Below are 23202 nucleotides of genomic sequence, written 5' to 3' on the forward strand. Positions count from 1 at the left end.
GTCCGGAGAGACGACCACAGCGTCCTCCATGATGTCCATACCCTTGATGTACTCGCACAGGATGGGCAGCGAACGAAGGTGATCGACGGGAATCTTGAAGAAGCCCTGCACCTGCGCACTGTGCAGATCCATCGTGATCACACGGTCAGCGCCCGCAGTCTCCATACAGTCCGCACACACCCGCGCACGGATCGATACCCTGGGTTCATCCTTCTTGTCGCCCTTGGCATATCCGTAGTAAGGGATGATCGCCGTGACCGCGCCTGCGCTCGCGCGCTTGAAGGAATCCATCCAAAATAAAAGCTCCACTAACTCGTTGTTGGGATCCAAACCGATAGGGAGCACTACATATACGTCTTTATCTCGTACCGTTTCCTTGATACGGATGAAAATATTACCGTCAGAAAAGTGTATGACCTCGGAAGCGCCTAACTCCGCCCCCAGGTAGTTACACATTTTCTTTGCAAAAGGGAGCCCGGACGAGCCCGCAAATATCTTTATATCGGGATTACCATTAAGCATAAAATCATACCATCCTTATTTTATGTGATTACATATTTATTATAGCACCAGCCCCGACCCTTTTCAATCAAATTACAGCCTTTTGAATTAAAAAATTAATGGAATCCGTGAGTCTTTCCCCCGTCCGCTTCTCGCATGCGATCGCTGCGTATGGACGCATTTTCCCATGATAATCGCTGCCCTGCGTCACCAGAAGGTCGTTTGCCTGCGCAATATCCAGATACTTCTGCACTTCCGCATCCGTATGCGCGGGATAATAGGCTTCAATGCCCGCAAGGCCGATCTTCTTCATGTCCGCGACAAGCGAGCTGATGTCGTCCGTTTTGACGAACTTCGGATGCGCAAGGACGGGTACGCCGCCCGCGCTTAAGATAAGATCCAGCGCCTGCTGCATATTGAGCTTACGCCTTTGGATATAACACAGACCGCTTTCATTCAGATACTTGACAAAAGCGTCCTGCAAATCGCTCGCATAGCCCTTTTCGATGAGCGCAAGGGCGACATGCGGCCGTCCCAGCGTGTTTCCCTTGGCAAAACGCTCCACATCCTCAAAGGTAATGTTGATATTGTGTTCTTTTAAGGCCTTGATGATCTCGTACACACGCTCCACGCGCGATCCGCGCAGGTCTTCCATCATTGTTTTGAGCGCTTCATTGTCAATGTCCACGCCATACCCCAGAAGATGCAGCTCCCCTAGATGCCGTACAGATATCTCCACCCCTGTGATATAACGTATTTTATGCGCTTTTGCCGTAGCGATCGCTTCCTTTTGCGCATCGATGGTATCATGATCCGTGATCGCAGAAAGCGTAAGCCGCAGCTTGGCGCACTTGGTGATGATCTCCTCCGGCGTGTCCGTACCGTCCGATGCCGTAGAGTGCATATGTAAATCAAGCATTTATTTACTCCATGAAAAAATAGGAAAGCGCGACGTATCGCGCCCCTATTATTTGTATTTAAGGAAGTTCCGTTTTGCTCCGCAAGACGGAACCGCTGAACTGCATAAAATCAATTGTCGCCTTTGGCTCTATTGATTTTCGCATTTCATGTGTCTTCCGGCGTAGGCGGTTCAACGATGATCGTTTCCACCGCTTCTGCGTCTATCGGCTGCTCCGGCGCGGAGATCGGTTCCGGTTCTTTTTCCGTATCCTTTTTCTCCTCGATCGCCCATGTGCTCGGATCGTTCACATCAAGCTCATCTTCAAACAAGCGCTTGAACTCCTCGCCCGACAGTTTTTCCTTGCGCATCAGCACCTCGCCGATGTTGATCAGTTTCTTTAAGTTCGTGCTCAGGATGTCCTTTGCACGCGCATACGCGCCTTCCACGATCTTGGTCACTTCCGCGTCGATCTTGGCCGCCGTGCTCTCGGAATATTCAGGCGTCTGCCCAAAATCCTTTCCTAAGAACACCTCATGACCGGAGGCTAAGAATATCGGCCCCAGCTCGTCGCTCATACCATATTTCATGACCATATCCTTGGCCGTTTCCGTCGCACGCTGCAAATCGCTGATCGCGCCTGTAGAAACATCCTTTAAGGTCAGCGATTCCGCCACACGCCCGCCCAGCATCATCGTGATCTCGTCCACAAGCTTGCTCTTAAAGACGTGCTGTTTGTCCTCTTCGGGAAGCGTCATCGTATACCCCGCCGCCATACCGCGCGGGATAATAGAAACCTCGTGAACCGGATCGGTCTTATCAAGCACGTGCGCCAAAATTGCATGACCCACCTCGTGATATGCGGTACAGCGCCTGTCTGCCTCCGTCATCACGCGGCTCTTTTTTTCCGGCCCGGCGATCACGCGTGTGATCGCTTCCTCGATCTCGCTCATACCGATCTTCTTTTTACGCCTGCGCGCCGCGAGGATCGCCGCTTCATTGAGCACATTCTCGAGATCAGCGCCGATAAAGCCCGGCGTTCTTCTCGCTATTACCTTAAAATCGACCTCCGGCTCAAACGGCTTGCCCTTTGCGTGAACCTTCAGTATCTCTTCCCTGCCCTTCACGTCCGGATAGTTAACAACGATCTGCCTGTCAAAACGTCCTGCACGCAGCAGCGCCGGGTCAAGGATATCCTTCCGGTTGGTCGCCGCCATCACGATAATGCCTTCGTTTACCTCAAAGCCATCCATTTCCACAAGCAGCTGGTTCAAGGTCTGCTCACGCTCGTCATGACCGCCGCCAAGGCCTGCGCCCCTCTGGCGTCCGACCGCATCGATCTCGTCGATAAACACGATACACGGCGCATTCTTCTTTGCGCTTTCAAACAGGTCGCGCACACGCGAGGCGCCCACGCCTACAAACATTTCCACAAAATCAGAACCACTGATCGAGAAGAACGGCACCTTTGCTTCGCCAGCTACCGCCTTTGCAAGCAGCGTTTTACCGCCGCCGGGAGGACCCACCAGCAGCACGCCCTTGGGGATACGCGCACCCAGTTCCTTAAACCGCGCCGGGTTTTTCAAAAACTGTACGATCTCTACCAGTTCTTCTTTTTCTTCATCCGCGCCGGCAACGTCGGCAAACGTTTTGTTCGTTTCGCCGCCATCCGTCATCCGCGCCTTGCTCTTGCCGAACGACATCGCGCCGCCCGTGCCGCCCGCACCGCCTTGCGCACGGCGGATGATGACCATCCACAGCACTAAGAACAGCACGATCAAAATCAGATACGGCAGAAACTGCAGGAATATATTCGGCTCCGGCGTCGGCACATAATTCAGGGCAAACCCATAATCTGTCGGGTTCGCACTGCCCGTCACCTGCGCGATATCCTGATTGAACTGTCCGATCGATTCAGGGATCGTCGTTGAAAAATCATATTCCCGCGGAAAATTCTCATCCGTGATTGTCGATTCGTTGGTACGCCCGACCAGAAGCCTGTCCTGGATCGCGACGTCCTTTACATCCTTTGCCTCTACCTTATCTAAAAACTGGTAGTATTGCAGCTCCTCTACCTTTGAGGTTTCCGGGTTGCCCAGAAATTGCGCCGCTATAATGATAACAACAATAATCAATATATAGATAAACGGCCCTCTGAAAAATTTTGCCAAACTTTCTATCCTCCCACTCGGTTGCGCTTATTGCTTATCGCATACCTTTATTTCTAACAACTTTTATCGTTCTTCAAACACCCGGCTTATTCGTAAACCGAACGCTTCAAAATGCCCACGCTTTCATAATTCCTGTATTTCGCCGCATAATCGAGTCCGTAACCCACCACGAATTCGTCCGGGATATCAAAGCCGATATACTTGACGGGCACCTCCACCTCGCGTCTGTCCTGCTTGTTGAGCAAACAGCACATCTCGATGCTTGCCGGCTGCCGCCCCTGCAAGAGCTTTGTCAGGTTGTGCAGCGTCCATCCCGAATCGATAATATCTTCAATGATCAGCAAATGCTTGCCGCGGATGTCCTCCTGCATATCGTACTTGATCTGTACGCTGCCCGTCGAAGAACTTCCCTGTCCATAGCTCGAAACCGCCATAAAGTCGATTTCCATCGGAATCTTGACGCAGCGCATCAGATCCGAAAAAAACACCACGCTGCCGCGCAAAATACCGACCGCGATAAAATCTTTTCCCTGATAGTCCTGAGATATCTGTTCTCCCAGCTCCATTACCCGTTTTTCGATCTCCTCTTTGGAGAGCAAAACCTTCTCGATGTCTCTTTCTACATAATGCTCCATTATGCATCCTCCCGCTTTTTCATATATTTCAAACAGTAAATGCGCGTCGTATCGTCTGTTACGCGGCATTCATCATCGATCACATGCCCCGCCGCCCACACGATCCGGCTTCCGTCCGCAAGGAGCGGGGTTTTGTCGCGCTCGCCGCGCGGCAGCTTTTTATCGATAAAATAGTCCTTCAGCTTCTTTTTTCCCGGCGCGCCCAACGGATGTATCATATCCCCGTGATAGCGCGTCCGCAGCATCAGAGCCCCGGGCAGCTTGTCAGCGTCCACATACGCGATGTTGGGATCGCTGTTTTCATAATCACATTCATATACGTCGCCGATTGCGACAGTGCTCCCGTCCGGCAGCTCGTTTGTTGCCTCAAAGTCAAATGGCATACAGAAGCTCACGTCCGACTCGCGTGCAGAAAAACCGATCAGCAGCTTTCCATATTCCACAGCCGCATACAGGTTGTTTGAAAGATTGACGCGCGATCCCGTCCTGTTTTTATCTGCCAGTGCCAGTACAGACAACACATGCACGTTTTGTACATCCTGCGTGATGTAAAGCTTTTCACATGCCAGCCGTACGATACGGCAGCGGATCGCCTCGCTCAGGCGCCCAAACATCCCAATGTCGATCTCCACGCTGTCATTCAGCACTTTTGCGCATTGTGCAAAATCCCGTTGCGCCATATCGCCTATATATTTCGCATCATATTCCGCGATCACGCTCAGGCGGTTAAGCGCCCCCGCCACGTCCGGGTTGATCCGCTCCCGAAGCTGCGGCATCAGAACGTTCCTGATAAAATTGCGGGTATACTCGTTTTCCTCGTTCGTCTTGTCCGTCACATACCCGATCCCTTTTTCTTCGAGGTATGCGAGTATCTCCTGCCGGTTCACACACAGCAGCGGGCGGATGATCTCCGCATTTTTGGGGTGGATGCCCCGCAGTCCGTCCGTACCGCTTCCACGCAGGATGTGCATAAGCACGCTTTCCGCGTTGTCGTCTAAGTGGTGTGCCGTTGCGATCACGTCCACATCACCGTTCTCGGTAAGGCTCTTAAAATATTCCTCCCGCGCGCGCTTGGCAGCGCTCTGCTTGCCGACATGCCATTCCTCCGCAAGCGATGGAACGTCCGCCGCGCTCATATAGAAAGGAATGTTGTGCTCTGCGCAGTACTGGCTGACGAAGTCCGCATCGTCTAGAGATTCCTGTCCCCTGATCCCGTGTTCAAAGTGCACGCACACCACGGAAAAAAAGGCGGAGGGCGCAAGCAAACAAAGACAAGACAGCAGCGCCATGGAGTCCGGTCCTCCCGATACAGCCACACCAACGGTCTGTCCTGCTTCGATCAGGTTGTTTTCTTGTATAAACTCCCGTACAATCTTTTCCATGTCAGAATTTCCCTACTATATATAATATACTGTAAAATCTAACTTTACAACCGTATTTGCTAGGGAAAATGCGTCATTCTACAAAAAGTATTGTACAAAAATCATATGAACACAGTATGAACGCTGGGAGCGGTCACTTCGTTCCCTTCACAGGATGTAACTTATCGCAGTCTTAGATGGGTATTTGCATTCCGAGTCTGCGCGCTACGCTTGCAAAGACGTCGGAAGCAAACACCGCATCACGCCTGCGGGTCGATCATGCCCATAAAAGGCGAATAGCATCCGGTATCTTGCTGCCCGGCGTATGCGAGTTAGACGACGCGAAGCGTGTCTGTTGTCTGAGCAAGTAGACGGGCAACAAATAGCGGATGCGGCTTAGGTTCGAGCAGCATCGCCATCAAAGACTGCGGTATGCTTACTCGACAACAAAACAAAAACGGCATAGCGTTTGCCATGCCGTTTTTTTGTTATTTGTTTTAGAATACCCGTTTCGCGTGAATGAACCCGTTCTTGAACCACGATCCGAAATCCCTGTGCATCATCGCGTTTTTGCTCGAGGATGCATCGATCACAGTGCCGTCGCCCATATAGACAGCCACATGTCCGCTCATGCAGATAATGTCGCCGCGCTGTAAGTCGTCAATGCTCTTGATCGTTTTGAAGTCAGCGCCTCTCCATCCGCCGGATGTCATATAACCAATGTCATATCCAGCCTGATTCAGCGCGTAGTAGATCAGTCCCGAGCAGTCGAATGCGTTAGGCCCTTTCGCGCCCAGCACATACGGTTTGCCAAGCTGGTCTTCCAGTACGTCGATGAACCGTTCCAATGTGGAGGACGACGAACTACCGCCGGAGCTGCCTTCGCTCTCGCTGCCTGCTTCGTCTCCCGAAGCTGTGATCGCCTCAGAAGAGTAAAGCTCCTCTTTTGTGTAATACCCGACGTTCCCGTCGATGCCCAACTCGTTGTTCTTCTGGAACGCTTTGACAGCCGCTTCCGTGTCCGTACCAAAGTATGCTGTCGCACTCACGTCATAGCCCAGGCTATTGAGCCGCTTCTGTATCTCTTCCACGTCCGTACCGCTCGCGCCGACTGTAACAGTATACGGCTTCGCGTCATCCGCGAAAAGCGCCTGCAATGTGTCGTAAGTCGCCACACCCGTTACCTCAAGACCGTGTTTGCGCTGGAAATAGCTGACTGCCTGCTTGGTAAGCGGGCCGAAAAATTCGGTCGGCTCGTCCTGATCCATATAATGCAGCTCCATCAGGCGGGACTGGAGCGTCGCGATCAGCGGGTCCGTTGCTTCCGGCTGAAGGTCTCCGGCAAACAGCTTCTGCTGTTCGTTTTGCACAGGAGCAGCCGCCGCTTGCTGCGCGGCAGGGTCTGCGGCAGGTTGCTGCACAACCGGGGCCTGCGTCGCTTCCGGAGCGGTCGTTTCGGGTGCCGGGGTGGTTTCCGGAACCTGTGTTGCCTCGGGTGCCTGCGTCGCTTCCGGCGCTACTGTTGCTTCCGGTGTCTGTGTCACTTCCGGCGCTGTCGTTGCTTCCGGTGCCGGCGTAGGCGTCACTTCCGGCGCTGCTGTTGCTTCCGGTGCCGGCGTCGTCTCAGGCGTTACCGCTTCCTCGGGTGCCGGTGTCGGTTCGCTCACTGCTTCTGCTTCACCCTGTGCCTGCACGCTGGAATCATCCACAGGAGCATCCCCCTGCGTACCCTCGAATACGATACCCTGCTCCACTGCCAATGTAGGCGTGGGTGTCGGCTCCGGGGAGGCTGCTGCTTCCTCTGCGGGCTGTACCTGTTCTACCACTGCCGGTGCATGGAATATCTCGTCGCCATAAGCTGCGGTCGCCAGGATCGGTACCATGACCGCCGCCGCCACAACGCCGACAACGATCAAAAATTGCTTCTTCTTTCTTGCCCTGTAACGATGTACAACCGAAGATGTATGTCCCCTGTACACGGAAGTTCCACGTCCGCGAAATGTCAAAGCGGCCTTGAACCTTCTCAAAATCTGTTTCATAAAAACTCCTTTTCTGTTACAAGTTTAATACGAATTATACACCCGTTCGTCTCAAATGTCTATATTTTATTTAATAATTTCGTAATATTTAGCCTTTCGATCTAAATGAACCGCGTTCTAATGGGTAAAAGTTCGGTTAATTTTAATATTATTTACAATTTTGTTACATTTCGCGCTTCCGCTTTCCATATATTCCTCTGCCGATATCTGTGATATAATGATCTTGTTTTTAACCGCCCTTATATTTGGTTATATGTAATGTAGGTAAAATACCAAGAGGTGCATGTATGAATCAAATCGAGGACATCCTTTCCAAACTGACGCTGGAACAAAAAGCCGATCTCTGCTCCGGGCTCAATGCCTGGAACACATATCCGATCGCCGATCTTAATATTCCTGAAGTTCTGATGACGGACGGCCCGCATGGTTTGCGCAAGCAGTACGATAAGGAGACTGCTATGCTGGAATCTTCCGTTCCCGCAACATGCTTTCCTCCCGCGGCCACAACAGCCTGTTCGTGGAACAAAGACCTTTTGTACCGCATAGGCGAGGCGCTGGGAAACGAAGCGCGCGAACAGGGCGTGTCCCTTGTGTTAGGACCTGGCATCAACATCAAGCGTTCCCCGCTTTGCGGGCGCAACTTCGAATATTTTTCCGAGGATCCCGTCCTCTCCGGCGATCTTGGCGCACAGATGATCGATGGAATCCAGAGTACGGGCATAGGCGCATGCGTCAAGCACTTTGCCGCCAACAACCGTGAATATTTCCGCATGGTATCCAATTCCATCGTAGACGAACGCGCCCTGCACGAAATCTATTTGCAGGGATTCGAGCGCGCTGTCAAAACCGCCAAACCTTACGCCGTTATGAGTGCATATAATATGTTAAACGGCGATTACTGCGGCGAAAAAAAAGAGTTGATCACAGATATCCTGCGCGACGAATGGGGTTTTGAAGGCCTCGTTGTTTCCGACTGGGGCGCGTGCTATAACCGCGAAAAGGGGATCGCCGCCGGCATGGATTTGGAAATGCCCTATTCCGGCGAAGAAAACACCGAGCGCATCATGCGCAGCGTAAAAAAAGGGACGCTTGACGAGCAATCTCTCGACGCATGTGTGAGGCGCGTTCTTTCCTTTATATTCCGTTGTGAGCAGGACAAAGGCAAACCTTATACTTACGACATGCAGAAAAATCACGAGATTGCGCGCGAAGCGGCCGCAGACAGCGCCGTGCTACTCAAAAACGAAAACGCGCTGCTTCCATTAAAGCCGGATACCAAGGTCGCGCTGCTCGGCGACTTTGCAGAAAAGCCGAGGTATCAGGGCGCGGGCAGCTCGATGATCAATCCGCTGCAGCTTGAAACCGCGCTTGAGGAATTTCCCAAGTACGGCATCAATTTCATTTACAGCCAGGGATACGACAGCACAAAGGACGAAACGGACGAAGCGCTTCTCACGGATGCAAAGCGCATCGCGGCAGAAGCAGATGTTGCTGTCATCTTTGCCGGTTTGCCCGCGCACTATGAAATGGAAGGTATCGACCGCACCCACATCTGCATCCCGCAGAACCAGGCGGAGCTCATCGAGCAAATTGCCGCCATCAAGCCTGTTGTGGTGCTGCTTTGCGGCGGCGCGCCTATGGAAATGCCATGGATCGGCTGCGTTACGTCCCTGCTGCATTGTTATCTGGGCGGCGAAGCTTCTGCCTCTGCTGCTGCGCAGCTTCTCACCGGTGTGGTAAACCCCAGCGGCAAGCTTGCGGAAACCTATCCCATCCATTTGAGCGATACGCCCTCTTACCGGTTCTTTTCGGACGACAGGCACAACGTCGAATACCGCGAAAGTATTTACGTGGGTTACCGCTATTATGACGCGGCAAAAACAGAGGTGCTTTTTCCGTTTGGCTACGGTCTTTCCTACACATCGTTTGCCTACTCCGACCTGCGGCTCTCACAAGATACGCTTCTTGCAGGCCAGTCTGTCACTCTTTCCTTTATTGTGACCAATACAGGCGATGTAGCGGGCGCAGAGGCTGCGCAGGTCTACATCGAGCATGGTTCTGCACAAAAGCATCTATGCGCGTTCGACAAAGTTTTCCTGCAGCCGGGCGAAGCAAAGGAATTGTCCTTCACGCTTTCGGAGCGCGATTTCTCCTTTTATCAAAACGGCTGGAAGCTCATGGATGATTGCACGGTTCTGGTTGGTGCATCCTCGCGCGACATCCGCTTAAAGGCAATGGTCAGTATTCCGCGGGGCGCTACGCCGCCGGAATATCCGCTTGCAACGGACGGCCACTGGGATGCCGTCGCCTTTTACAGCCTTTTTGATAAGATCCCGCAAATCTCATTCAGTCTGCACCCGTTTACCATCAACGCTACGCTCACAGATTTTGATTCCGCCCTGATCGGACGGCAGATCCACCGATTTGCGCGGTGGTTTGCCCAAAAACATATTCCCGCAGAAAATTATCTGGGTCAGCAGATCATGCTCCAGCTTCTCGATCAAAACCCGTTTCGCGTGCTTGTCTCGCTTTCTGGCGGCGTACTCACCTATGAAATGGCGCGCGGCGTACTGATGATCGCGAACGGACAAGTATTGATCGGCATCCTTGCTTTTTTCTCAGCGAGCCGCAAACGCAAAAAAAGAAAAATAAAATCGAAATAGTGTTTACGGTATTTAAGTCCGGTTATATATATACTGTCGCGACACCCAACACAGTGCGGCGACAGCAAAAACAATACATACCCCCCAATCAGTAAAAGGCCGATGGTGTACCATCGGCCTTTTACTTGCAATCTATATCGAATGTTATTATATTATAATAGAAGAGATTTCATAACCCGCCGGACTGGAGGCCTCTCATGCTCAATGCAGAACAGATCATGCAATCCCTAAAAGGATACGGCGCTTACGCGGCGGCGCCCGTAAAGGTCAGCGATATCCGCTTTTACCCGGAGCTGCGTGAATCATGTGAAATGAACCACTGCGGCTGCTATGGCACCAACTGGAGCTGTCCACCCGGCTGCGGCGACGTACAGTCGCTTAAGGAGCGGGTACAGTCTTTTTCCAGTGCCATTGCTTTCCAATACGTCGGAACGCTTGAAGACTCGTTCGACTTTGAAGGTATGCTCGCTTCCAACGCGGCCTTCAACCGCATCGCGTACGCCATCCAGTCTGATATCAGCGGGAAAACGAACCATTTCCTCGTCCTTGGCGCAGGCAAATGTACCTTGTGCGAAATATGTACCTATCCAAACGCACCCTGCCGCTTCCCTGAAAAACACATTGTACCTGTAGAAGCGTGCGGCATCAATGTATCTGAGCTGTGCACGTCGGCAGGGCTTTCCTATATTCACGAACCAAACACGGTGACAAACACCGGACTTATTCTTTACTGATCTTTCTTTTCACCTTTGTGCAGGTTTTCCTCAAATCTGCGGAAATCTGCGTTATACGACTCGGAAATCGCCTCGTCTTCCTGCAGGCGCTCCTGTGTTGTTATTGTCTTTTCTTTGACGATGCCGTCGCTTAGTACGTTCAATCCATAAATAATGGCAAATGCCCCAAGTAAAACGCCGATGATGTCCATCGCGGCGATCCAGTGCAGCACGACGAGCAGTACCGCGACCGCGATCGAAACCACGCCGATCCCTACCGTCCATTTCCACCTTTGTACGTTCTGCTTTTTGAGCGCGTTTCCTTCTATGATACGCACCACGCCGAACACCGCCAGCCAAATGCTAATTAGCAGCGGCAGGAACGCGATCAGCATGCTGCTCGCAAACATCCAGATCAGAGCGCCCAGTGCAATGTTCATAATGGATACCACGGCGTTTGCCGCCAATATCCCTTCCCGCTTGCGCGAGCATCCGCAAATAAGCTGCAATACGCCTACCACCATCATCGCGATCCCTGCGATCCCTACAAAAACGACCGTGGAGACGACCGGCGCACTGAGGAGCAGGATGCCGACCAGAAACAAAAGAACACCTAGAATGACCTTCAAAACCCTTATCAACGTATCCATTTATGATTCCCCTTTTACAATTTAGTTATCCTGCACGATCTGCTGCAGCGCAAGATCATATTTACTTTCATCCACAAGTCCACTCAAAATATTGAGCTTCGGTTTGCTTCCCTGGTCTGCGTTCGCTTCCACAATCACCAGGTACAGGCATTGTGTCGCCGGGTCGATGGACACCACCCAGTTCCACTCGCGCGAATTGTTGGGGCCGAACTGCGCCGTACCCGTTTTGCCGTAGATCCCCTCACGGCTGCCAAGCTTTGCAAGCGCCGCCGTCCCTGTCACCATAACCTCTTCGAGAGCAGGCATCTGCATATTGATCGTCGCCTGAGACATCGTCCCTTCCTTAAACACCGTATGCGGGGCTTCCTCATCCACGACCTGGTCGCCGTTCTCATCCGTGTGCGAAATATTCTGCATGATCGTCGGATTGAGCATATTGCCGCTGTTTTCGAACGCAGTATACATCGTCGCCATCTGCAATGGGCTGATCTGCACTTCACCTGTACCGAATCCTGTCAGTGCCAGCCAGTTCAGGCTATAATCCGGCGGATCCTGCGACATCATGCTCGATGCCTTTACCGGAAGCTCAAAGGAGGGCGCTTCGCCCATACCGATCCTTTCCATATACGCCTTGAAATCGTCAACGCCCACCTGCAGCGCATAATAGGCAAAGTAGATATTATCCGATGATTTCATCGCATATTTGAACGTCCTGTCCCCGCCCGCGATCTCTTTACTGTTGATGGCCGGATAAACCCAGCCCGGCATATCCGGCGTCCATGTATATCCTGTTTTACCGTCTTCACGCTTCTTTTCCTCGAAGGGCAACGTAGACTGGTCTGTCAGCTTACCGTTTTCCATTGCCGCCGCTGCCGTAAAGGGCTTGAATGTTGAACCCGGCGTGTAGATCGATTGCGTCGCGCGGTTGAGCATGGGAGAATTGCTGTTCTCGCCCATATAGTGCTCCACAATTTCCTGATCCAGCGCAAAATTGAACAGGTTACTGTCAAACGACGGATAGGATACCAGCGCCTTCACATCCCCATTGGTATAATCCATCACAACGACAGCGCCACTGTCACCCGCGGCAATGTTCGCCGCCATCAACGTATACGCGTCCTGTTGTTTTTTGGAATCAATCGTAAGTGTGACGTCCAAGCCATCCGTTTTGGCGTCTTCGTATAAGGTCTCCTTGCGGTTGCCTTTGTCGTCCTCGATATACACAGCTTTTCCGTTGGTGCCACGCAGCGTATCCTCGTACTGCCGCTCAAGACCCGTCTTGCCGACGATCGAGCTTTCTGTGATGCCTGCTTCTTCGTTCAGTTGGTCGTCATCCGGCGACCCCAGATAACCAATGATGTGCGCCGCGTCGTCCTTTAATGGATAGTAGCGCATGGGCGTCATCTTGTTTTCGTCCACGCCCAGCCCGTTTACACCTGCAATCTCCTGCTTTTGCTGCTGTGTAAGCGTACCCTTTGGATACGTTGCCAGCACTTCCGAGGTAAAACCCTTTTCTGTCGCGTTTTCGTATTTCTTTTGCACCTTTTCCGGGTCTACTCCGTAATTCGTCTGTAAAAAGCCTTTTACTTCATCGATATTCGGCCCTTTTTCCAGATCAATATATATGCTCTGCGCATAATCGTTCCTGGCAAGCACCGTACCGTCCGCGGCAAATATCTCGCCACGCTTCCCTGTCTGCGTGACCGCGCGCACCTTATCGCCTTCCTCAAGCGCCGGTAAAATCAGGTTCGGCATATAGAGCACAGTGTAGCCCTGCGGCCCTTTTACGATGTCCGCGCTGTACTCATATGTCACATTCCCAAGAAGCCCGCTCGTCATGTCGAGCTTGTAGGTAAGCGTATACTCCGTTTCCGAATCCGCCACTTTTTCCACATTGCGATCCACCAGCTTGATGTCCGTGATCTCTAGCGCATCATAGATATTGTTGAAACGCGCAATAAATTCGTCCTTTGACTTTACATCGGACGTCAGCGCATACACGTAGTTATAGGCGTCGCTGTAATCTTTTCTGACCAGCGCATCTACGAACGCATAGCCTGTGCTCATTGCGCCGTCCGTCTTTGCGCAGCCAAACAGGGAGCCCGCGACCAGACCGATCGAAAAAATAACTACTATTATATATATAAAGATTTTTTTCGCCATCAGCAGACCATACCACGTAATGCGCGCGGTTCTTTCCTAAATTTTATTATGATTATACTATTATTTCATAAGATTTGCAAAATTGTAACGATTTATTCACAAGTTCTTTTTTGATCCATACTTTTCCTTTTTCTACAGGCTTTTCGACGTTTTACAAAGTGTTCCACACCTTCCCCACTTAAGGTGCTTTAAGGCTTTAAAACACCTTGTTTTTATTCCGGAAAATTGACTTTTTCCCCATTTCGCTATATACTGTGGATATCTGCCGGCTGCGACAGTGCCGGCTGCGGAGGTTTTACATGCCAGTTTATAAAAAGAAAAAAGACGATGAAATCAATCCCAACAGAAAATATAAGGGGATCCTTTATACGACGCACAAACCCAACTTCTCAGACGAGGATTTGACCCCTATCGGCTCCAGAAGCAGACGCGCGCGCAACAAGAAACAGCCGGGCAAGCTGGCCGAAGCGTTTTCCGCCCTCTCGACCACCAAAACGTCGAGACGCAGCAGCAAGAAAGCGCCTGCTCCGTCGCCCGTGCAAACGTCCGGCTCCGGCCGCGTTGTTTTTGCAGGCGGACGCAGCGGCAGGACGACCGGTGGACGCAGCGGTGGGATACGCGATCATTTTTTTCGCAATATCGCTATTGTCTGCGCTGCAGTTGTCGCCGTTTCGTGTATCGCTATTCCGACATCCTTTGCAAAACCAACGACAGATATCACGCTCAACGATAACGGACGCGTACTGCAGGCTTCGACCGGCGCACGTACCGTGCAGGAATTTTTGGATGATAACGGCGTGAGCATCGGCACGGACGACGTAGTCTCTACCGACCTGAGCGCCCCTGTTTATGAGGGACAATCCATCACCATCTACCGCGCGATGCCCCTTACCGTCAAAAGCAACGGACAGGAGATCGAGGTAAGCATCGTGGCGGGACATACCGTGCAGGATGCTCTCGATAAGGCCGGCGTGATTCCTGCTGCCGACGACGAGGTATATCCCTCGCCCGATTCGCTTGTGCGTTCGGGCATGGTGATCGACCATATCATCGTCACCACACAGGAAACGACGGAGCAGCAGTCGATCCCGTTTGAAAACACAACACGTGAAAACGCCGAGCTTGAAAAGGGCAAAACACAGGTCGCCCAAGAGGGTGCGGAAGGCGTTTTACAGATCACCTACAAGGAGCTTTATAAAAATGGCGCGCTGATCTCGCGCGAATCCATTTCGGAAGACGTGATCCAGCAGCCCGTCAACCAGATCATGGAAGTCGGGACTTATGTGAAGCCGGAACCAAAACCCGAGCCGAAAAAATCGACTTCCAGCAGTTCGTCTTCAAACAAAAAGCCCAGCAAGCCAAGCAGCTCCGGTTCGTCCGGCAGCAGCAATAGCGGTGGTGAAACCGATCTCAATGGCCGCAAGGCGATCAAGGTGCAGGTCACGGCGTATTGTTCCAACTGCGACGGCGGCAGTAAAACGGCGTCAGGCACTTACCCGCATTGGGGAACGCTCGCATCCAACTCACTGCCATTCGGAACGCGCGTCTATATCGAAGGGTATGGCGAGGGCGTTGTGGAAGACCGCGGCGGTATGGCGAGCAATGTCATCGACATCTATATGGGCGACCAACCTGACGAGACCGCATGTAATGCATGGGGACGCAAGACGATGACGGTTTACATCTTAAACTAGATAAGCTATGATGAAACGGCGGGACGTATCCCGCCGTTTTTTATCTACATATATGAAGGAGTATTTATGATAAACGTCACTTCCCCGCGCGACATCACGTTACTGCTAAAAGAGAACGGCCTGTCCCCTTTGAAAAAATTTGGACAGAATTTTTTATGTGATGAAAATATCGTGAATAAGATCGCGGACAGCGTGGAGCTTACCGAAAATGATTATGTCCTTGAGATCGGCACAGGTCTTGGAGCGCTTACCCGGGCGCTTGCCCGCCGCGCCAAAAAAGTCGTTTCTGTGGAGATCGATACCGGCCTGATCGCGCTGCATGCGGCAACACTTGGCGATCTTGAAAATGTCACGGTGATCGAGGGTGATGTCTTAAAATGTGATCTTGGTGAAATATGCCGGACACACTTTCATGGCAGTTCCTTCCATGTATGCGGCAATCTGCCTTACTACATTACTAGTAAGATTTTGATGACGCTGCTCGAGGACAGCGCACCCATTTTAAGCATCACCGCGATGGTGCAAAAGGAGGTCGCACAACGCTTAAGCGCGCAGCCCGGCGATACGGATTACAGCGCCCTTACCGCCTCCTGCCTGTATTACGGCAAGCCGGAGACGTTGTTTGAGGTTTCGCGAAACTGCTTTTATCCCGCGCCGGATGTGGATTCTGCCATCATACGTTTTGCCCTTGGCGAACCGGCATGCGACGCAGCGCGACGCGACTATGTCAGGGTCGTACGCGCGGCGTTTTCTATGCGGCGTAAAACGTTGTTCAACAACTTAAAGGCACTGGGTGACGCAGACACCGTGATTACAATTTTAAAAAATTGCAATATCGACCCCAAAACGCGAGCGCAATGCCTTTCCCCTGCAGAATTTTGCAGTTTGGCAAAAGCATTCTTTCAAAAATAAAAACCGCCGGAATGTTCCGGCGGTTTTTTTGTTGCGTTGGTCAAGCGCGTCCGTAGCGTATCCCTTTGTAGAGCGAAATCGCGCTGTCGAGCCCAAAGGCGAATACAAGGATAAAGCCGAAGAAGCGGGTGAAGTAACCAAAGAACGCGTTGATTTGCGCAAGCGCCCCGCCGAAAACGTCCGGCTGTATCAGCGCCGCCTGATTGATCGCGTCCATGTTCCATATCGACGGGTTAAAGAAGATCGAACATGCGATAATAAGCGCCGCTATATTGAGCAGCGTCGTCGCGACGCCCAGCCACAAGGTGTGTCGCCCCGTTGCGACGCGCAGCACCTCGCGGATGATGCCGAGCACAAAGCAAATGTTGAAAAGCGGCAGCACCATTGCAAGCGTTTGCAGGTTGAAGATCGGTATGAAGTGCATGACCCCGTCCGTTCCGGCAAGCCATATGCCCATCAGGTACGGCACAAAATTGAACAGAATGATGACCGCCACTGTGAACACGATACCCGCGATGGAATCACCTTTTTTGATAATCGCTTTTTCCGCAGGGATCGGCTTGTCCTCTAAATCCTGCGGCTTCCATGCGTCAGACACCGCTTCCTTGATGTTGACCTTAACGGAACAACGTTCAATGATCACAAAGAAGATCGTTACCCATGCAAACCCTTGGATCAGTCCCATGACGACGTTAGCAAATGCTTCCCCTACGCTTGCCGCCGTATTGGTGATAAGCTGTGCCTGTGTCGCGCCAGGCATGTCGATCATCCATGCGGCGCCCTGCACGATGGACGCAATGACCATACCGACCGTTACGGCGATCAGTACAATCTTTAACACAAACCAATACTGCTCATAATACCCCGGGCCGATTAGGTATTGCTTTTTGTCCCTGTATTTTTCAGCAAGCGCAAACGGCGCGCCCAGCTCTTTTAATACGTCTTCCGCATTTTCCTGTGTGGTCTTGCCGTTTGCTTCGCGTTCCTCCATCATATCGTCTATGAGGCCGTTAAGCTCCCGGCTGATGTCCTCACGCTGCTCTGAAGGCAGCCTGCGCGTCACATCATATATATACCGTTCTATCATTTCCTGTGTCGTCATATTATTCCTCCCCCGTCATGCGGCCGATGACCGCTGACATCTTATCCCATTGCACAAGCAATTTTTCATAGATTTGCATGCCTTCCTGCGTGATGGCATAATACTTACGCGGTTTTGCCCCGCTTGTTTCCCACTCGCTTTTCAGCAGCCCCTGCTTCTCCAGCCGCCGCAGCAGCGGGTAGAGCGTTCCTGCCTCTGTCGGCATCCCCGCATCGTTTAGGCGCTGCACCAGCGAATAACCGTAGCGCGGTTCATTTAATTGCGAGAGTACACTCATCACGATCGTTCCTCGCCTTAGTTCCTGCAACAGGCCGTTTAAAATCTCTTGCGGCGTATCCATACCTGTATCACCTCCATTAGTGTGTGTCGCACACTATATTTGCATTATACTGTGTGCCGTACACTATTGTCAAGTACACATTATAAATTTTTTTTCAAAACAAACGACCCGGAAGCAGCACGCCCTCCGGGCCGTTTTTCACGAACTACATTGCAATATAGTCAAAACAGCAATGTATAAATATTCATCGAGATTGCCTCATATTCGTTTTTACAAAACATTGAATGAAATTTTATCCAATTTTTACAATCCTATCGCTTCTTTGCATTTTACAATTTATTCATAAAATACGGCCCGATATACATCAAGTTATCCTACTTATCCACACAGTCATACACAATTGCTTTTATTAAGCCTTTTTTTCATCAAGCTATCCACCGAGTTATCCACATCTTCCACATTTATGCATTGTAAGATTTTTCGACGGACTTGGTCGTTATGCATAAATATTCTCTATACTCCCTGGCTCAAAAGTTTATCTGCCAAAAGGGCAATGAACTCCCCGTTTGTTGGTTTGTGCCCGTTGCTGCTGACGCGGAACCCCAGCGCTTTATCGAGGTCATTCATATTGCCGCGTTCCCACATGACTTCGATCGCATGGCGGATCGCCAGCTCTACTTTTGTGGCTGTCACATCGAATGCCTTCGCCACTTCCGGATACAGCTTTTTCGTGATACTGTAAACGATCATGCGGTCGTCTACCGCAAGACGCACTGCTTCTTTTAGATATTGATATCCCTTTAAATGCGGCGGTACGCCGATCATCAGAAATAGGTCGGTAATCCGCTGCGTGATATCCGCGCTGTCTTTTACCAGCACTGCCCCGCCACCGGGCTCTGCCGGCTGTTTGAGCTTGACGACGTCCCAAATCCTACGGTACATGATCTCTTCGGCGAAGGGCTTGATCATATAATATTTAGCCCCCAGCGAAAAGCTCTTGCGGATCACTTCTTCGCTGTTGATAGCCGATACGACTATCGCGTCCGGATGCGCGCCCTCCCGCATATTCGCCATACGTTCCAAGAAACCAAAGCCGTCGCACGATGGCATCACAAGATCGAGCACCACAACGTCGTAATCGACCAGACGTAGCATCTCAAGCGCTTCCTCCGCGGACTGCACCTGATCGACCTGATGGATATCCTCCTGCTTTTTTAAATACTTTTCCAGATGTTCCGCCGTTTTGCGGTCATCCTCCACGATCAATACATCCAAAGTTTCCAGCATTTTTGTCTCCTTCGCAAAATTCCCTAAAAAAGATCCTTATATATTAATATATTCATCAGCACATCAAAATATTACAGATTTCGAAAAAAGTTTTTTCAGGGACTGTACTTTTTATGCAAAACGTGTATAATAAAGTTGATTTATAGAATAGTTCTTCATTGTAGGAGAAGCGTTTTGCGTATTCTGAAAAAAAGAAGGGCACTGAACCCGGCTGAAATACTGGTTTTTGGGTTTGGTGGCATGATCTTAATAGGTGCAATATTGTTATGCCTGCCGATTGCTTCGACCTCAGGGAAATCGGTGGGTTTTTTAACGGCTCTTTTTTCGTCCACCTCCGCTATCTGCGTGACCGGCCTTTCGGTCATCGAGATCGGCACGGCGTACACGCTGTTTGGTCAGTTTGTTATGCTGATCTTAATCCAGCTCGGCGGGATCGGTTTTATGACCGCGACCTCTATGGTCTACATGCTGCTTGGACGACGCATCACCCTAAAAGACCGCCTCGTCATCCGTGATTCGCTCAACGAATCCAATCTGCAGGGCGTAGTGCGTATGACGCGAAATGTCCTGATCGTTACACTGATCGCGGAAGTCGCAGGCATGCTTTTGCTGTCCATCCGCTTTATCCCGCAATATGGTATATCCACCGGCATCTATTACAGCCTGTTTCATTCGGTTTCCGCGTTCTGCAACGCCGGATTTGATATTTTAGGGTTTGGAAACAGTATGGTTTCTTATGCGAACGATCCCCTTGTACTAGGTACGATCATGGCACTGATCGTCGTGGGCGGCCTTGGATTCTTTGTCGTGGTAGAGCTGTACCGCAAGGCCACACTCGGACGAAAATACCATTTTACCTTGCACACAAAAATCGTATTGGTCGCGACGGTCGTGCTTCTTGTCGCCGGCTTTTTGTTCTTCCTTGCAATGGAATCCGGCAATCCCAAGACACTCGGTGCACCGGGTGTTTCCGCAGGGGATCAGGCGCTTGGGGCTGCATTCCAGTCTGTGACGACGCGTACGGCAGGCTTTGCGGCGATCCCGCAGGCCGACTTGACGCCCGCTTCCAAGATCGGCACGGTCGCGCTTATGTTTATTGGTGCATCGCCATCCGGTACGGGCGGCGGTATCAAAACAACGACCGCTCTCTTGCTGCTTGCGCTCATCATTACCGTTGTGCGCGGCAAACAGGATGTGGTGATCGCAAAACGCCGCATCAACAAACAGCTCGTGATGCGCGCCATTACGATCATTACGCTTGCGATGCTTTCTGTCGCCGTAGTGACCGTATTGATTTCTGTCTTTGAGCAACATCATATGAGCGTATCCGACATCCTGTACGAGGTGACATCAGCCTTTGGTACGGTAGGTCTTTCGTGCGGTATCACCGCTTCCCTGTCCCCTATCAGCAAGGTGCTCATCATGCTGACCATGTTTGGCGGCAGGGTCGGGTTCTTTACCGTCTCGCTTGCGCTTGCAAAACGCATGTCGCGCCAGCAGAGCTGTAACTACCGCTATCCGGAAGACAAGGTCATGATCGGTTAAAATGAACACTATGGCATGCCGTCCGCCATCAAGACGGCAAATGGAGAAGTTATGAAAAAACAATATGTAGTCATTGGGCTGGGCCGGTTTGGCACCAGCGTTGCAAAAACCCTGGTAGAACAGGGGGCCGACGTTCTTGTCATCGACAAAAACGAAGAAAAAATAAATGACGCCATGCACTATGCCACGCACGGCGTGCAGGCGGACGCTACGGATGAGAATGCTTTAAAATCGCTTGGTATCCGCAACTTTGACGTTGCGTGCGTATGCCTGGGCGAAATCCAGTCAAGCATCATGGCTGCGCTCATCTGTAAGGAGCAGGGTATCGACCTTGTGGTCGTCAAGGCGCAGAGCGAGGTGCATGCAAAGGTGCTTTATAAGATGGGGGTCGATAAGGTCGTCTTCCCTGAACGCGATATGGGTATCCGCGTCGCGCACAATCTGCTCTCCTCAAACATCCTCGACTTTATTGAGCTGTCGGACGACTACGGGATCGCCGAACTGGAGGCACACGCTGCGTGGGTGGGCGAAACGCTCATCGACCTTGATTTCCGTAAAAAATATGGCCTCAGCGTGATCGCCATACGCCACGGCGAAACGGATGTGAACGTTAATCCCTTGCCCGGCGACCGCATTTCCGCGGGAGATGTTGTGATCGTTATCGGGTCGGAGGAACAGATCAGCAAGCTCGAGGAAAGTAATTAGGTATTAAAAAACGGCCGTCTATGTGACGGCCGTTTTTTTGTTTCAGAACATATAGGCCGAGAGCGGCAACAGTAGGTTTCCCACGACCGCAAAAAGCAGCATGGTATAAAACATCAGCTTGCCAAACGATGCGGCAAACGCATCGTCTTTGAAACCGCTCCGGGTATGGTTGATATGGATCACGGACAACGCCCCTGCGAGTATCATAATGATGCCCCAGATGTTGACGTATTCCAGCAAGCCCATCTGCAACGCGTCGGGCAACAGGTTCGCGCCGACCATAATGTTGGCGACAGTACCAAACAGTGCCGCAGGAACCATACGGATCGGGTCGACATTATGGTATGTGGCGATAAACATGGATATCAGCACCCAGGTGATCGTACCCGCAAGCGCAATAAAGCATTTGATATACAGCCCAAAGCCATCGCGGTTGATGACCATTGACGTTGTAAGTTCCGTCCCGATAAACACCTTGTCCTTAAGGGCTGGATTGCTCTGATCGTTTACCGTCCTTACGTAGCGGACAGCGACCTCATGATCGTCCGTCTGATAGCCTGCGATCTGAATCGTATCGTCGTATGTGCTTTTCTCTGTATCCGCAACAAAGACCACCTGATCGACCGGATAGGTGGACTGTACATTGATCAGCAGCTGATGCGAATCAAGCGGAAAACGCGTTGTATTGAAATACTTTGCGATCGTCGCATCGCAACGTGCCAGCTGGTAGTTTACGCCATCCTCGTGATAATCTTCCAAAACCTCTAGCCTGCTCATGGAACCATTTTCCACCGTCATATTTTTGATTTCACCCTTATAGATGTCGAAATGCTCAAGCATGTTGAGGTCTTCCTCCCCCTCCCACATGAACCAGACCAAAAACTCGGCGCGGAACGACGAACCTTTCAGGGAAATATCCCTGATGCTTTCCACTTGTGTGCCTACCATTACCTCTACGGCATTTGTACTGCGCGTCTTAACCTCCTGCTTGATCTGTTCTGACTGCACCAGCGTCGCGTCCCATTTCTCGCTGTCTTCCATTTTGCTTTTCACTAACGCGTTTGTTGTGAATGAAAGAAAAATGATTCCGACCACGCTCAATAATACAAAGCCAAACAGAATTTTTTTGATTTTCCATTTTTCAAGGCCTTTAAAATTTTTCATATGCCCCAATCTTCTTCCCATAAAAACAATTCTCATGCCGCCTACCGGCGGCATGAGAATCTTTTAACATCTTTCAGTTCATTTCCAGATTACAGAATCTCGCCTGCTTCCTGCTTGTCCTTCTTTCCTTTTACAAAGGCCATCCAGATGAGTGCGGCAAGCGCAGCGCCCACGAGCGGCCCTACGATAAACAGCCATACCTGGTCAAGAGCCGTGCCACCCATGAAAATCGCGGGAGAAAGGCTTCTTGCAGGGTTAACGGATGTGCCTGTCAGCGGGATACCGATGATATGCACAAAAGCAAGGGTCAGGCCGATTACGATACCCGCAACCGAGCCCATCTTCTCCGAGGATGTTACGCCGAGGATCGTCATCACAAACACAAACGTTAAGATGACCTCGACCACGAATGCGCCGCCCATAGAGAGCCCTACGGCAGACGCTTCACCAAAGCCATTCTGGCCAAGACCTGTTGTGGCAATACCGCCAAGGTCTGCACTGTTTACAATAAACATAAGGATCGCGCTTGCAAGGATCGCCCCTAAAACCTGCGCGATCACATAGCCGATGAAATCCTTACCGCTCATCCTTTTGGAGATCAGCATTGCAAATGACACTGCGGGGTTGATGTGGCATCCGGAAATATTTCCGATGCAATACGCCATCGCAACGATCGACAAACCAAACGCAAGCGCAATTCCTACGACCCCCGTGATGCC

General features: G+C 51.3%; 20 protein-coding genes. 7 read left to right on the forward strand and 13 right to left on the reverse strand.

What is annotated here, in order from left to right; all coding sequences use genetic code 11:
- From VB081_RS03830 to tilS, 5 genes are all read right to left on the reverse strand, one after another.
- On the reverse strand, positions 1 to 522 hold a 522-nt coding region (locus VB081_RS03830; protein ID WP_323399526.1), incomplete at its 3' end, for a ribose-phosphate diphosphokinase.
- A 67-nt stretch (positions 523 to 589) separates the two neighbouring features.
- On the reverse strand, positions 590 to 1420 hold the full coding sequence (locus VB081_RS03835) for a PHP domain-containing protein (RefSeq protein WP_323399527.1): 831 nt from the start codon (positions 1418 to 1420) through the stop codon (positions 590 to 592).
- A 146-nt stretch (positions 1421 to 1566) separates the two neighbouring features.
- A complete protein-coding gene (gene ftsH / locus VB081_RS03840; protein WP_442872704.1) occupies positions 1567 to 3579 on the reverse strand; it encodes an ATP-dependent zinc metalloprotease FtsH in 2013 nt (670 codons plus the stop codon).
- Positions 3580 to 3656: 77 nt separating this feature from the next.
- On the reverse strand, positions 3657 to 4205 hold the full coding sequence (hpt, locus tag VB081_RS03845) for a hypoxanthine phosphoribosyltransferase (RefSeq protein WP_323399529.1): 549 nt from the start codon (positions 4203 to 4205) through the stop codon (positions 3657 to 3659).
- The gene (gene tilS, locus VB081_RS03850; RefSeq protein WP_323399530.1) at positions 4205 to 5587 is read right to left on the reverse strand and encodes a tRNA lysidine(34) synthetase TilS; all 1383 of its coding nucleotides are present in this window, start codon (positions 5585 to 5587) and stop codon (positions 4205 to 4207) included. Before tilS ends, hpt begins: the two co-directional genes overlap by 1 nt.
- Before the next feature lie 176 nt (positions 5588 to 5763).
- Between tilS and VB081_RS03855 the strand changes: the two genes are divergently transcribed.
- Positions 5764 to 5937 (forward strand): hypothetical protein, encoded by a 174-nt coding sequence (locus VB081_RS03855; RefSeq protein WP_323399531.1) that lies wholly within the window; start codon positions 5764 to 5766, stop codon positions 5935 to 5937.
- A 126-nt stretch (positions 5938 to 6063) separates the two neighbouring features.
- Here the strand turns inward: VB081_RS03855 and VB081_RS03860 are convergent, their stop codons facing one another.
- Complete coding sequence (locus tag VB081_RS03860) at positions 6064 to 7605, reverse strand: C40 family peptidase (RefSeq protein ID WP_323399532.1); 1542 nt, start codon at positions 7603 to 7605, stop codon at positions 6064 to 6066.
- Positions 7606 to 7892: 287 nt separating this feature from the next.
- Between VB081_RS03860 and VB081_RS03865 the strand changes: the two genes are divergently transcribed.
- Entirely contained in the window at positions 7893 to 10268 is a 2376-nt protein-coding gene (locus VB081_RS03865) for a glycoside hydrolase family 3 C-terminal domain-containing protein (RefSeq protein ID WP_323399533.1), read from the forward strand.
- A 197-nt stretch (positions 10269 to 10465) separates the two neighbouring features.
- Positions 10466 to 11002 carry a DUF2284 domain-containing protein gene (locus VB081_RS03870; RefSeq protein ID WP_323399534.1) on the forward strand — a complete coding sequence of 179 codons (537 nt, stop codon included), beginning with the start codon at positions 10466 to 10468 and terminating at the stop codon, positions 11000 to 11002.
- On the opposite strand, the gene VB081_RS03875 is transcribed toward VB081_RS03870, so the two are convergent.
- On the reverse strand, positions 10996 to 11631 hold the full coding sequence (locus VB081_RS03875) for an HdeD family acid-resistance protein (RefSeq protein ID WP_323399535.1): 636 nt from the start codon (positions 11629 to 11631) through the stop codon (positions 10996 to 10998). The two genes, VB081_RS03870 and VB081_RS03875, sit on opposite strands and share 7 nt — an antisense overlap.
- A gap of 21 nt (positions 11632 to 11652) precedes the next feature.
- Positions 11653 to 13794 (reverse strand): penicillin-binding transpeptidase domain-containing protein, encoded by a 2142-nt coding sequence (locus VB081_RS03880; protein ID WP_323399536.1) that lies wholly within the window; start codon positions 13792 to 13794, stop codon positions 11653 to 11655.
- A 299-nt stretch (positions 13795 to 14093) separates the two neighbouring features.
- Between VB081_RS03880 and VB081_RS03885 the strand changes: the two genes are divergently transcribed.
- Positions 14094 to 15488 (forward strand): G5 domain-containing protein, encoded by a 1395-nt coding sequence (locus VB081_RS03885; protein ID WP_323399537.1) that lies wholly within the window; start codon positions 14094 to 14096, stop codon positions 15486 to 15488.
- Between the two features lie 66 nt (positions 15489 to 15554).
- Positions 15555 to 16400 carry a 16S rRNA (adenine(1518)-N(6)/adenine(1519)-N(6))-dimethyltransferase RsmA gene (gene rsmA, locus VB081_RS03890; RefSeq protein WP_323399538.1) on the forward strand — a complete coding sequence of 282 codons (846 nt, stop codon included), beginning with the start codon at positions 15555 to 15557 and terminating at the stop codon, positions 16398 to 16400.
- Positions 16401 to 16440: 40 nt separating this feature from the next.
- Here rsmA and VB081_RS03895 read toward each other — a convergent pair whose 3' ends face one another.
- The 3 genes from VB081_RS03895 to spo0A all read right to left on the reverse strand — a co-directional run bounded on the left by VB081_RS03895 (position 16441) and on the right by spo0A (position 19069).
- On the reverse strand, positions 16441 to 17502 hold the full coding sequence (locus VB081_RS03895; protein WP_323399539.1) for an HAAS signaling domain-containing protein: 1062 nt from the start codon (positions 17500 to 17502) through the stop codon (positions 16441 to 16443).
- Position 17503: 1 nt separating this feature from the next.
- Positions 17504 to 17842 carry a PadR family transcriptional regulator gene (locus VB081_RS03900; RefSeq protein ID WP_323399540.1) on the reverse strand — a complete coding sequence of 113 codons (339 nt, stop codon included), beginning with the start codon at positions 17840 to 17842 and terminating at the stop codon, positions 17504 to 17506.
- A 453-nt stretch (positions 17843 to 18295) separates the two neighbouring features.
- Positions 18296 to 19069 carry a sporulation transcription factor Spo0A gene (gene spo0A / locus VB081_RS03905; protein WP_323399541.1) on the reverse strand — a complete coding sequence of 258 codons (774 nt, stop codon included), beginning with the start codon at positions 19067 to 19069 and terminating at the stop codon, positions 18296 to 18298.
- Between the two features lie 174 nt (positions 19070 to 19243).
- Here spo0A and VB081_RS03910 point away from each other — a divergent pair, with 174 nt between their 5' ends.
- Complete coding sequence (locus VB081_RS03910) at positions 19244 to 20614, forward strand: TrkH family potassium uptake protein (RefSeq protein WP_323399542.1); 1371 nt, start codon at positions 19244 to 19246, stop codon at positions 20612 to 20614.
- A 51-nt stretch (positions 20615 to 20665) separates the two neighbouring features.
- Positions 20666 to 21319 carry a potassium channel family protein gene (locus VB081_RS03915; RefSeq protein ID WP_323399543.1) on the forward strand — a complete coding sequence of 218 codons (654 nt, stop codon included), beginning with the start codon at positions 20666 to 20668 and terminating at the stop codon, positions 21317 to 21319.
- Positions 21320 to 21361: 42 nt separating this feature from the next.
- Here VB081_RS03915 and VB081_RS03920 read toward each other — a convergent pair whose 3' ends face one another.
- Positions 21362 to 22483, reverse strand: coding sequence for a hypothetical protein (locus VB081_RS03920; RefSeq protein ID WP_323399544.1), 1122 nt, complete (start codon positions 22481 to 22483; stop codon positions 21362 to 21364).
- Between the two features lie 89 nt (positions 22484 to 22572).
- A partial coding sequence (locus tag VB081_RS03925) for an MIP family channel protein (protein ID WP_323399545.1) occupies positions 22573 to 23202 on the reverse strand: 630 nt, incomplete at its 5' end.

This window comes from Christensenella sp., assembly GCF_034927525.1.
Classification (GTDB): domain Bacteria; phylum Bacillota; class Clostridia; order Christensenellales; family Christensenellaceae; genus Christensenella.